Below are 11,638 nucleotides of genomic sequence, written 5' to 3'. Positions count from 1 at the left end.
CCGACCTCATGAGCAGTGAACCTAGTGCCACCCTGTGACAACGCCTTCGCTCGACGGCGACGCCTGGAGCATCGGGGGTGCGGGCGGCGTCCTTCCCGACGGCACCTTCGGCGCCACGCAGGACGTCGTCGTGCAGGAGATCCAGGCCGTCAACCGCTGACTCGCGTGCTTTTCCTCGCTGCCGCGCAGATCCGCGCCCGACCTGCCGGCCCGGACGTCCCTGTTCACCCCGCTGGACAGGCCAAGCACCAGACACCTTGCCGCCTGCGCTCCATCGCCGCCCGGCCGGTGACGCCGGTCATCACCACGCCTGTCCCCGGGCCGCGGCAATTCGCTCGTTCGGCCGTACTGCCTCGCGTGCGCTGCCGGATCGCTGTGTCGTTGACACGGACGCGTGCCGAGGACCAGGCATTGGCAGGCCCTCGGGCGCTCAGCGACGAAGAGCGAGAGGGACGGAGTACGCCTATGCCTCCTATACGCGGGTTCAGAGCGGGCCGCCGACGTCATGCAGCGGTCATCGCAGCGCTGGTGACCTGCTCGACGGCACTGACCGGGCAGGACCTCGCGGCGGCCGGCGGTGAACCCCCGTCCTCCGTGCCCGCCCCGCGGTTGGACTGGAGCCCCTGCGTTCAGGGCAGCGAGTTCGACTGCGCGACCGCGAAGGTGCCGCTGGACTACGACAACCCGGGTGGGCGGGCCATCGAGCTGGCGGTCGTCAAACGGAAGGCCACCGACCCGGATCGGCGCATCGGCACCCTCTTCTTCAACCCGGGCGGCCCCGGCGGGCCCGGAACGGTGCAGATGCCACAGAACTACGAGCGCTTCCCGCGCGAGGTGCGGGAGCGGTTCGACATCATCAGCTGGGACCCCCGCGGGATCGGCAGCAGCACCGCGGTGAACTGCTTCGCGAGCCCCGAGGAAGCCGCAGACTGGAGCGCGAGCAAAGCGGCGGGCTTCCCGGTGGGAGAAAAGGAGCGGGCGGCCTTCATCGCCGCGTACAAGGATCTGGCCCGGCGTTGTGAGCAGCGCGACCCCGAACTCCTGCGCCACGTGTCGACCACCGACACCGCCCGGGACCTCGACCAGCTCCGCCGGGCGGTGGGAGAGTCACAGCTCACCTACCAAGGGATCTCCTACGGCACGATCCTCGGCGCCACCTACGCCAACCTCTTCCCCGACAAGGTCCGCGCCATGGTCCTCGACAGCAACATCGACCCCGAGGCATGGACGAACCACGCATCCGACGACGACCCCCGGCTCACGACCTTCCTGCGCATGGGCTCGGACCGCACCGCGGCAGCGACCCTGGACCAGTTCCTCACCCTGTGCGGATCCACCACCACCGCCCACTGCGCCTTCTCCGCCGGCAGCCCGGAAGCGACCCGGGACAAGTTCGACCAGCTGATGCAGAAGCTCCGCAAGCATCCTGTGGGCGCCTGGACTTATGCCGGCACGGTCGCCGACGTGGTGAACAGCCTCTACATCGTCCACCCCGGATGGACGGACCTCGCCGGCAGGCTGCAGGACCTGTGGCAGGGCCGCGTCGCGGAGCCGTCCCCGTTCCCGCCCGCACCCGCGGTCCCGCATCCGAATCCGTACCTGGGTGAGGAACAGGGCGCTGCGGTCCTGTGCGGCGACAGCCCCAATCCGCGTGACCCGAACGTGTACCACGGCCTGGAGGAGGCCGCCGCCGCCCGTGCGGGCGACACCGGACGCTTCTGGACCTGGGCCGTCGAGGGGTGTTCGACCTGGCCCGCGGTCGCCGCCGACCGCTACGTCGGCCCGTGGAACAAGCCGACGGCACACCCCGTCCTGGTGGTCGGCACCACCTACGACCCCTCCACCCCCTACACGAACGCGCAGGCCATGGCCAAGCAACTGGCCAACGCCCGCCTGCTCACCCACAACGGGTACGGGCACACCGCACTCCTCAACCCCAGCAGCTGCATCAACACGTACACCGGCCGCTACTTCGTCGACGGCACCCTCCCACCGGCCGGAACAACGTGCCGCCCGGACACGCCCCCCTTCTCCGTATCCAGGCCGACCGGCGGCATCGCCACCGGCGGCGGCGGGACGGCCGGCTGAGCTGTGCGGGCCTGCGTCACGGGTCCGTTCCCAGTGGGACGTGTGGCGATGGGTTCGGCCGGATGCACCCGGCGAGTCGTCACTGATCTCTCTGGTGTCGTTACGCATCGCTGGACAGCGGTGTCGTAAGGCAGGTGGTGGACCGCGGGCCGTGGACTGTGGACCGCGACTGCCTGCCCCGGGGAAATCCTGGAGCGGGTTCGGTCGGCTTCTGTGAGGATCGAGGGATGCCGTACGGACGTCGCTCGGGCCGTTCCTCATTCTCCCCTTCCTCCTCATCCTCCTTACCCTCCCTCTCCTCATCCTCCTTGTCCTTTGACGAGCTGCTGGCCGAAGGCGTGGCCGTTCCCACCGAGGGGTGGGACTTCTCCTGGTTCGCCGGGCGGGCCATCGAGGCTCGGCCCTCGTGGGGGTACGCGAGGGCCATGGCCGGGCGGTTGGGCGGGCAGCCGGGCCGGCGGTCGGGCCGGGCGGCCGGGGCTGTGCTCGATGTGCAGACCGGGGGAGGGGAGGTGCTGAGCTTCGCTCTCGACGAAGCCGGGCGTGCCGCCCCCGAGAGCCGTCGGCCCGCGATTGTCGTCGCCACCGAGGGGTGGGCGCCCAACGTCGTCAAGGCCGCCGGGCTCCTCCGGGAGCGGGGCGGCTTCGTCGTCGCCTCCGCGGACGGGCCGTTGCCCTTCGCCGACGGGGTCTTCGATCTCGTCGTCAGCCGGCATCCGGTGAAGGCCCACTGGCGGGAGATCGCGCGGGTGCTGCGGCCCGGCGGCGGTTACTTCGCTCAGCACGTCGGACCCCGCAGCGCCTACGAACTCGTCGAGCACTTCCTCGGGCCGCAGCCGGACGAGCAGAGCGATGCCCGGCATCCCGAACGCGAACGCCTGGACGCCGAGGCCGCCGGGCTGGAGATCGTCGACCTGCGGGCCGAACGACTGCGCATGGAGTTCTACGACATCGCCGCCGTCGTGCACTTCCTGCGCAAGGTGATCTGGATGGTTCCGGACTTCACCGTCGAGGCGTATCTGCCCCGACTGCGCGAGCTGCACGAACGGATCGAGACCGAGGGCGCGTTCGTCGCACACAGCAGCCGCCACCTCTTCGACGTACGCAAACCCTGACCACCCTCGAGCCGGTGCGGCGCCTACGCGTGCGCGCCGACGGTCACCTTGCCCACGACCAACTCCGGCTTCGCTTCCAGTACTTCCCCCACCCGCTCCGCCTGTTCCGCCAGCTCCCTCCGCTGCCGCCCCGTCAGCGGCTTCAACGGCTCCACCGTGATCGTCGTACGGCGGCCGCTGCGGCGCTGGTGCCATACGCCCGCCGCCACACCGTCGACGAGCAGCACCGGGTAGTTGCCGGCCTGCCCACCCGCCAGCGCGCGTTCGTACGCCTTTCCCGGGAAGAGGCGCTCGCGCGGCTGGACGGCGATGAGGTACGCGTCGAAGTAGGGCAGGAGGCGTACGCCCCGGGCCGGGGAGAAGGGCTGGTCCTGCTCCCGGCTCCGGCCCTGCTCCCGGCTCCGGCCCTGCGGGAAGGCCGTGTCGCCCGCCGTCACCCACCAGTCGGCACTGCCCTCGAACAGGACCTTTTCGATCGCGCCCCCGGCCGCCAGGCCCCGGAAGACCTTCGCCGCCCAACCCGCCGGCGCCGCCAGCCACTTGGCGAAGTGCTGCGGGGTCGCCGGGCCGTAGGCGTGCAGGTAGCGGCGCACGAGGGTGCTCAGTGCCGCGTCGGCGTCAGGGAGTGCCACGGTGTCGACGGCCGGCGGGCGGGTGTACGTGACCTTGCGGCCGCGGTCGGGGCCGAAGCTCAGCGTGCCCGCCCAGCCCGCCCGGTGCAGCACCTGTCGCCAGCGCGGCCACATGCCCTGGAACGCGGGCATCACCAGGTCGCCCGCCCAGGGGCCGGTGCGGGCGACGACCTCCTCGCTCAGTTCGTCCATCGTCAGGCAGGTGCCGTCCAGCGCGTCCCCGATCGCCGCCACGACCTGCCGCGCCTGCTCCTCGGTGAGTCGGGCGCCGGGTGCGGAAGCGCTCGGTCCTGTCGGTACCGCGCTCAGTGCGGCGCACCACAGTGGCAGTTCGTGGGTGGGGAGGAGGTGGACCGTCCCGCGGGGGCCGAACGTCTTCACCAGTGAGCGGTCCTCCCACAGCGCGGACCGTACGTCCGCCCGTGTTGCGCCGGACCTGCGCAGCCCCACCGATACCTCGGCCGCCGACAGCACCTGGGCGTGCGCGCCGAGCATCGTGGACACCACCTCCGCGATCGGCGTGCTCCGCGGCGCGGGAGAGGTCAGGAACTGCCGCTCGAACCGCCGCGCACTCGCCTCGGCCCATGTGAGGGTCGTCTCGGGCGCCGTCTCAGTCCCTGCGCCCTGCCCCGGCCCTGCGCCTGTTCCTGTCCCTGATCTCGGCCTCGTCATGTCTTCGACGGTAGAGGTGATTGAGGACAGGTACCGTCCGCAACCGGCGGGCCCGGCCCGTGCTCGGGGGTCACTTCCGGGCATGGCTCGCTTTTCAGTCGGCTGCCGGGCTCCGTTCAAGCCGCAGTTATTCGCCCGAGCAAAGCTGTGCGGACGGCGTCGCGCAGTGGAGGGGACCGCGCGGCGCCCGAGGTGTCGTGCCGTCACCCGGCCGTCGCGTCGTCGGCGGGTCAAGTGGGCGTTCCTCGCCGGGTCACCCGTCGGAGGGGCGGCCGGAAGGGTGGTCGTGGCGGGGTTCCGTTGAGGGCGCGTCGGATGACCCAGGGCAGGATGACCCGCTATTGGCGGTTTCTTCCAGGAGGAACTGCTGTATTTCGGCCACCGGAACGCCCGGAATGTGCACTTCCGTGGCCCTCGGGGCGTTGCCGGGCGATTCCGGAGAGTAGTTGTGGCACGCCAATGTACGCAGCATCACTCACGAAGGGTTATGGTGGGACTCCCCCCCTCGGGCCGGTCCGTATCCCCCCCCACGGACCGGCCCGTTTTTTCTTTGCCTGCGTCCGGAGGTCCGGCCGCGGCTCCCCGTTCCGGCCCCAGACGGGTCCATCGGGCGGGGCGGGCCCCTGCTCGGCCGTCCGATCGCCCCCTGTGTCCGCCCCTCCGGCGCGACATCCCTGCACCCATCCGGGCGGACTCACAAGCAGATCCACGGGCAGGCCCTCGCCCGGGTGCCCGCTCCGGCGGCCCGCCCGGGCGCCCGGACGGGCCGCCGGACCATCCCCACCCCGACGTTCAGGCCCTCCGCCCCCGCAGGGGTAGGCTTCGCCTCCGGGGACTGCCACAGGGAGACAGGGTCCGCACGCGGCCGAGGAGTACCGGGCCGCATGGCGTGGACCGCGGCGGGTGCCGCTCCTGTCCGATCCGTACGTGAGGGGCTGACGATCACGTGAACCTGCGCGACAAGCTGCGCGGCCTGCTGGTCAGGCTGTACACGCGCCGGGTGGGAGGCCGCCTGGACCACGCTCAGGTGCCGAAGCACATCGGCGTCATCATGGATGGCAACCGCCGTTGGGCGAAGGCCTCGGGTTCCAGTACCGTCCACGGCCACCGGGTCGGCGCGGACAAGATCGGTGAGTTCCTCGGGTGGTGCTCCGACACGGATGTCGAGGTGGTCACCCTGTGGCTGCTGTCGACGGACAACTTCGACCGGCCGAAGGACGAACTCGTCCCGCTGCTCGGCATCATCGAGGACGTCGTGCGCAGCCTCGCGGCCGACGGCCGCTGGCGGGTGCACCACGTCGGCACCCCCGATCTGTTGCCCGCCGGGATGCAGACCACCCTCAAGGAGGCCGAGGCGGCCACCTCGCAGGTCGACGGCATAGTGGTCAACGTCGCCATCGGGTACGGCGGTCGCCAGGAGATCGCCGACGCGGTGCGCTCCATGATTCTCGACGCCCACGAGAAGGGCACCTCGATGGAGGAGCTCGCCGAGGCCGTCGACGTCGACATGATCGGACGTCATCTCTACACCCGCGCCCAGCCCGACCCGGACCTTGTCATCCGAACGAGTGGCGAGCAGCGGTTGTCCGGATTCATGCTGTGGCAGACCGCGCACTCGGAGTACTACTTCTGCGAGGTCTTCTGGCCGGCCTTCCGCAAGGTCGACTTCCTGCGAGCCCTGCGCGACTACGCGGCCCGCCACCGGCGTTACGGCGGCTGAGGCCACGGCCGCGGCACCGTTCGGCGGCCGAGCGCTGCCGGGACGGGGCGGGTGAGCCGTTCGGAGGAACGGACGTCACGAGGAGTTCATCCGGGCGCCGCCGGGTGCTCGGGCATGGGCGCGATGGTTCGAGGGCATAACTCAGACAGGTCGACACCCGAACCACGGGTGTCGGATCTCAGCGGGCGGCCCGGGGCCGTCCGCCCGGGAGGCCCTTTGCACCAGCCCGACCGTGCGGTCACGGCACGGACGAAGCAGCGGGGGGCCGGTTCTCGGCCCGTGCATCGGCGCCGTCAACCGGTCCAGCTCCGCTCCGTCGCTCCCCGACCTCTTCCGAGGGGGTACGTCCTTCCGTGGTGACCAGCACAAAGCGCCATAAGCCCGACCGGCGCACCTATGTCATCGACACCAGCGTCCTGCTGGCCGATCCCAACGCCCTGAGCCGCTTCGACGAGCACGAGGTCGTGCTTCCCGTCGTCGTGGTGACGGAATTGGAGGCCAAGCGGCACCATCCCGAACTCGGCTACTTCGCCCGGCAGGCGCTGCGCCTGCTCGACGACTTCCGGGTGCGGTACGGCCGCCTCGATGCTCCCCTCCCGATCGGGGACCTCGGCGGAACCCTGCGTGTCGAGCTCAACCACTCGGACCCCGGCCTGCTGCCCAGCGGCTATCGCCTGGGGGACAACGACTCCCGCATCCTCGCGGTCGCCCGCAATCTGCAGGCCGAGGGATTCGACGTCACCGTCGTGTCGAAGGATCTCCCGCTCAGGATCAAGGCGTCCTCCGTAGGACTCCTCGCCGAGGAGTACCGCGCCGAGCTCGCCCTCACGGACGCCTCCGGCTGGACCGGAATGTCCGAGCTGACCCTGCCCGGCGAGCAGGTGGACATCCTCTTCGAGGAGGGCCACGTCTACGTGCCCGAAGCGGCCGATCTGCCCGTGCACACGGGGCTGACCATCCAGTCGGAGCGCGGCAGGGCGCTCGGCCGGGTCACCCCCGAGGGCAACGTCCGTCTGGTGCGCGGTGACCGGGAGGCATTCGGCATCAAGGGCCGGAGCGCCGAGCAGCGGATCGCGCTCGACCTGCTGCTCGACCCCGATGTGGGAATCCTGTCCCTCGGCGGCCGGGCCGGCACCGGCAAGTCGGCGCTGGCGCTGTGCGCGGGCCTGGAGGCGGTGCTCGAGCGCCGTCAGCACCGGAAGGTGATGGTCTTCCGGCCGTTGTACGCGGTGGGCGGGCAGGAGCTCGGCTATCTTCCCGGCAGCGAGGCCGAGAAGATGAGCCCCTGGGCGCAGGCCGTCTTCGACACGCTGTCGGCGGTCACCAGCCGCGAGGTCATCGAGGAAGTCACCGCGCGCGGCATGCTGGAGGTCCTGCCGCTCACGCACATCCGGGGCCGCTCGCTGCACGACGCGTTCGTGATCGTGGACGAGGCCCAGTCGCTGGAACGGAACGTCCTGCTGACCGTCCTGTCCCGGATCGGCGCCAATTCGCGGGTCGTCCTGACCCACGATGTCGCCCAGCGGGACAACCTCAGGGTGGGCCGGTACGACGGAGTGGTCGCCGTCGTCGAGAAACTGAAGGGCCATCCGCTCTTCGCCCACGTGACCCTGAACCGGTCCGAGAGGTCCCGGATCGCCGCTCTTGTGACCGAAATGCTGGAGGAAGGGCAGATCTGAACAATCCGGGACGTCCGGGCGATTCGGGGCGTCTGGTTGACCCCGGGCGTCCGGGCGGTCCGAAACGGCCGGACGCCCGGGCGATCCGGGACGTCTGCCCCGTCCGGTAGTTGGCGCCGTCCGGAAAGGCGAAGAGCCTAGCCGGGCGGCGTCGGCGTGCGTGCCGCTTTCCGGTAATCGCCTGGACCAAACGGGATGTGAGCTTTCACACCCGCGAGGGAATTGCCTCCCGGCTCCGTATTACGGCAGAGTCTCACTCCTGTCAGGCCCCGCATACGACACAGCCTTACCCCCAGCGGTAGGGCGCCACATGAGTACCAGCATCAACTGCATAGCGTTGTCGTATGCCGCCCGAGTACCACGCGGCGCTCCCGTCAGGGAGTTGCCCATCGGGCCCGTACCTCCCGTGACCCGAGTTGGGGAGGCCAGTGCCAGGGGACACGATTGCGTCCGCGAGGGTCACCGAAGCGGTCGATGCTGGAAGGAAACCGTGTGAGCCGGATTTCGGTCCGGGGATTCGCAGTGGCTTCGGCCACGGCGGTCACCGCTGTAGGAAGCGTCGTCGGCGTTGCGTCGGGCAGTACCGCGCAGACCAACAATGACTTTGAGGCGACCGCAGCCGGCACCACGCTGCTCGCTGACATCCCCGCGGGCCAGCAGGTCGAGGTGCAGACCGCTTCCCTGACGCAGCAGGCCGAAACGATGGCCATCGCCGCGGACACGAGTGCCAAGAAGGACGCGGAGGAATCGGCCCGCAAGGCCGCCGCCGAAACCGCGATCGCCAAGAAGAAGGAAGCCGCCGAGCAGGCGGCCAAGGAAGCCAAGGCGGAGAAGGAAGCCAAGGAGCGCGAGGAGGCCGACAAGGCCGCCAGCCGTTCCAAGACGGCCTCCGCGTCCGCCTCCGACTTCGCGGTCCAGAGCTCGTACAGCGTCGCCGAGGTCCAGGCGATGGCCCGGCAGATGATTCCGGCCGACCAGTTCCAGTGCTTCAGCAACATCGTGGACCACGAGTCCACATGGAACTACCAGGCAGTGAACCCCTCCTCCGGCGCCTACGGTCTCGTCCAGGCACTGCCGGCAGGCAAGATGGCGTCGGCCGGTGCCGACTGGCAGACCAACCCGGCCACCCAGATCAAGTGGGGCCTCAACTACATGAACGACCGCTACGACAGCCCCTGCGGCGCCTGGTCGTTCTGGCAGGCCAACCACTGGTACTAGAGCCCTGCTCGGTACCAGCCCCGCTCAACCCCGGCAGAGCCCCGCACCGTCCTACGGTGGGGGGCTTTCGCCATGTACGGTCTGATCGACGCCCCCGGGGGAAGCAGGGGAGTGATGAGGAGAACCGGGGAAAAAGGACGCACCATGTCGCACGTGCCAGGATGGCTCGACCGGATCGGAGCCGGACTGACCGAGGTGAGCAGGCGGTTGGAGGAACGCCGCGCCGCGATGGAACGGGAGAGCCGGGACGGCCCCGAGTCCGGCATGACGACCGCATCGGCCGACGCATCCGACGCACCCGATGCCTCCGACTTCGCCGCTTCCACTTCCTCCGCCGAGCCCGCCGACCGGGTGCCCGTGCCGCCGGGCGGCCACGCCCCCGCAGCCGCGCACGCCCCCGCGACGGTCACCGCGGTCCCCTCCCGCCCCGACCCCGCGCAGGCCGTGCCCTGGGGAGTACGGGTCGCCGCGGAGGCCGGCTGGCGCCTGCTGGTGCTCGCGGGCACGGTCTGGGTGCTCATGCGGGTCATCGGCGCCGTGCAGCTGGTGGTGCTGGCCTTCGCCTCCGCGCTGCTGATCACGGCGCTGCTCCAGCCGACGGTGGCCCGGCTGCGGAAGATCGGACTGCCGCGCGGACCGGCCACGGCACTGACCGCGCTGTTCGGGTTCGTCGTCATCGGCCTCATAGGCTGGTTCGTGACCTGGCAGGTCATGGAGAACATCGACACCCTCTCCGACCAGATCCAGGACGGCATCGACGAGCTGCGCATCTGGCTGCTCAACAGCCCCTTCCACGTCACCGACCACCAGATCAACGACATCGCCAAGAACCTGCGCGAGGCGGTCGGCGCCAACACCGAGCAGATCACCTCGGCGGGACTCGAGGGAGTGACGGTCGTCGTCGAGGCGCTCACCGGCATCCTGCTCGCGGTCTTCTCGACGCTGTTCCTGCTCTACGACGGCAAGCGCATCTGGGAGTGGACGCTGAAGCTGGTGCCCGCCGCCGCCCGTCCGGGGGTCGCCGGCGCCGGACCGGCCGCGTGGCGGACGCTGACGGCGTATGTGCGCGGCACGGTGATAGTGGCACTGATCGACGCGGTCTTCATCGGCCTCGGCATCTACTTCCTGGATGTGCCGATGGCGGTGCCGCTCGCCGTCTTCATCTTCCTGTTCTCCTTCATCCCGCTCGTCGGCGCGGTGGCGTCGGGGGCGCTGGCCGTGGTCGTCGCGCTGGTCACCCAGGGCGTGTTCACGGCGGTCATGACGCTGGCGGTGGTCCTGGCGGTGCAGCAGATCGAGGGCCACATCCTCCAGCCGTTCATCCTCGGCCGCGCGGTCCGCGTCCACCCGCTCGCGGTGGTGCTGGCAGTCGCCACCGGCGGCATGGTGGCGGGCATCGGCGGTGCGGTGGTCGCCGTACCGCTGGTCGCGGTGACCAACACCGTCGTGGTGTATCTCCGCGCGTACGCCCAGGAGCCGGCCGCGCGTTTCGCCCCGAAGCCGCGGGGTGCCACGGCGGTGACGGCGGCCACGGCCCACCCCGGGACGCCGGCTCCGCCCGGTGCGGCGGTTCCCCACGTCCCGCCGGCCCCGGCGGTTCCGGTGGTCCCGGCGGTTCCGCCGGCGGAGTGAAGAACGAAGGGCGAGCGGTGATCGCCGGTGGAACGGCGCGCGCGGAGTCGCCCGTGAGCTGTTCGTGAGCTGCTCGGCTGCTCGGGAGTCACTCCGCGAGGGCCGCCTCCGCGAGGACCGCCTCCGCGTCCAGGGTGGCGGCGACGGCCTCGATCACCGCGGCGATCTTGTACGCCTCCTGGACGACCTCGCGCTCGACGCCCGCCCTGCGCAGGACCGATTCGTGCGCGTCGAGGCACAGTCCGCAGCCGTTGACGGCGGAGACCGCGAACGCCCAGAACTCGAAGTCGACCCGGTCGACGCCCGGGTCGCCGAGGACGTTCATCCGCAGGCCCGCGCGCAGGTTGCCGTACTCCTTGTCCGACAGCAGGTGGCGGGTCCGGAAGAAGACGTTGTTCAGCGCCATCACCGAGGCGGTGGTCTTCGCCGCCCGGTACGCCTCGGGCGACAGGACCGCCCTCGCCTCCGGCGCCAGCTCGCGCAGCACAACGGCCGAGCGCGAGGCGATCGCCGTCGACAGCACCGTGCCCCACAGCCGCTGGACCGGCAGGTCCGAGCTGCCGATGGCCGCGTCCAGATTGAGCGTCAGATCCCGTGCGTACTCGGGGAGGCGGGACTTGAGAGATTCGAACGACATGGGGGAGACGCTCCTCTTGGCGGGGAAGGTTCCCGGACCACCAGGGCTTCCGGATCACAAGGGCTTTCCGTGCGTCCCGTGCGTTCCGTGCCTCCCGCGGGCCGGACGCGGTCCATGCTGCCAGGGGCGGGGGGGGGGGCCCCCCGCCCCCCCCCCCCCCCCCCCCCCCCCCCCCCCCCCGCCCCCCCCCAAGGTTCTGCAGATCGTCGAGGGAACGAACCAGATCCAGCGCATGGTCATCGCCC

General features: G+C 70.7%; 9 protein-coding genes. 7 read left to right on the top strand and 2 right to left on the bottom strand.

The genetic code is table 11. The features are described 5' to 3' along the window. Positions 1-34: 34 nt before the first annotated feature. The 3 genes from ACFYQA_RS21670 to ACFYQA_RS21660 all read left to right on the top strand — a co-directional run bounded on the left by ACFYQA_RS21670 (position 35) and on the right by ACFYQA_RS21660 (position 3,203). Positions 35-160, top strand: coding sequence for a hypothetical protein (locus ACFYQA_RS21670; RefSeq protein WP_388920368.1), 126 nt, complete (start codon positions 35-37; stop codon positions 158-160). Positions 161-528: 368 nt separating this feature from the next. Continuing rightward, positions 529-2,088 (top strand): alpha/beta hydrolase, encoded by a 1,560-nt coding sequence (locus tag ACFYQA_RS21665; protein ID WP_388920133.1) that lies wholly within the window; start codon positions 529-531, stop codon positions 2,086-2,088. Positions 2,089-2,396: 308 nt separating this feature from the next. Then, positions 2,397-3,203, top strand: a complete 807-nt coding sequence (locus tag ACFYQA_RS21660) for a class I SAM-dependent methyltransferase (RefSeq protein ID WP_388920130.1) — start codon at positions 2,397-2,399, stop codon at positions 3,201-3,203. Positions 3,204-3,226: 23 nt separating this feature from the next. Here the strand turns inward: ACFYQA_RS21660 and ACFYQA_RS21655 are convergent, their stop codons facing one another. Next, positions 3,227-4,507, bottom strand: coding sequence for a winged helix DNA-binding domain-containing protein (locus ACFYQA_RS21655; RefSeq protein ID WP_388920127.1), 1,281 nt, complete (start codon positions 4,505-4,507; stop codon positions 3,227-3,229). A 946-nt stretch (positions 4,508-5,453) separates the two neighbouring features. On the opposite strand from ACFYQA_RS21655, the gene ACFYQA_RS21650 reads away from it, so the two are divergent. The 4 genes from ACFYQA_RS21650 to ACFYQA_RS21635 all read left to right on the top strand — a co-directional run bounded on the left by ACFYQA_RS21650 (position 5,454) and on the right by ACFYQA_RS21635 (position 10,756). Beyond that, the gene (locus tag ACFYQA_RS21650; RefSeq protein WP_332430347.1) at positions 5,454-6,227 is read left to right on the top strand and encodes an isoprenyl transferase; all 774 of its coding nucleotides are present in this window, start codon (positions 5,454-5,456) and stop codon (positions 6,225-6,227) included. Positions 6,228-6,580: 353 nt separating this feature from the next. Beyond that, positions 6,581-7,906, top strand: coding sequence for a PhoH family protein (locus ACFYQA_RS21645; RefSeq protein ID WP_388920123.1), 1,326 nt, complete (start codon positions 6,581-6,583; stop codon positions 7,904-7,906). Positions 7,907-8,398: 492 nt separating this feature from the next. Further along, positions 8,399-9,124 (top strand): transglycosylase SLT domain-containing protein, encoded by a 726-nt coding sequence (locus ACFYQA_RS21640; RefSeq protein ID WP_388920120.1) that lies wholly within the window; start codon positions 8,399-8,401, stop codon positions 9,122-9,124. Positions 9,125-9,268: 144 nt separating this feature from the next. Further along, positions 9,269-10,756 (top strand): AI-2E family transporter, encoded by a 1,488-nt coding sequence (locus tag ACFYQA_RS21635; RefSeq protein WP_388920117.1) that lies wholly within the window; start codon positions 9,269-9,271, stop codon positions 10,754-10,756. A gap of 88 nt (positions 10,757-10,844) precedes the next feature. On the opposite strand, the gene ACFYQA_RS21630 is transcribed toward ACFYQA_RS21635, so the two are convergent. Beyond that, complete coding sequence (locus tag ACFYQA_RS21630; protein WP_388920114.1) at positions 10,845-11,393, bottom strand: carboxymuconolactone decarboxylase family protein; 549 nt, start codon at positions 11,391-11,393, stop codon at positions 10,845-10,847. Positions 11,394-11,638 lie beyond the last annotated feature (245 nt).

It is taken from the genome of Streptomyces sp. NPDC005774, from assembly GCF_042871645.1.
GTDB lineage: Bacteria > Actinomycetota > Actinomycetes > Streptomycetales > Streptomycetaceae > Streptomyces > Streptomyces pratens.
Note: the sequence above shows the minus strand (reverse complement) of the source record. Positions and strands in the feature narration are given on the sequence as shown.

What these genes read in the sequence shown, in the direction of transcription:
- ACFYQA_RS21655 (WP_388920127.1), bottom strand. Translation starts at nt 4,507, where the DNA reads ATGACGAGGCCGAGATCAGGGACAGGAACAGGCGCAGGGCCGGGGCAG.
- ACFYQA_RS21635 (WP_388920117.1), top strand. Translation starts at nt 9,269, where the DNA reads ATGTCGCACGTGCCAGGATGGCTCGACCGGATCGGAGCCGGACTGACC.
- ACFYQA_RS21630 (WP_388920114.1), bottom strand. Translation starts at nt 11,393, where the DNA reads ATGTCGTTCGAATCTCTCAAGTCCCGCCTCCCCGAGTACGCACGGGAT.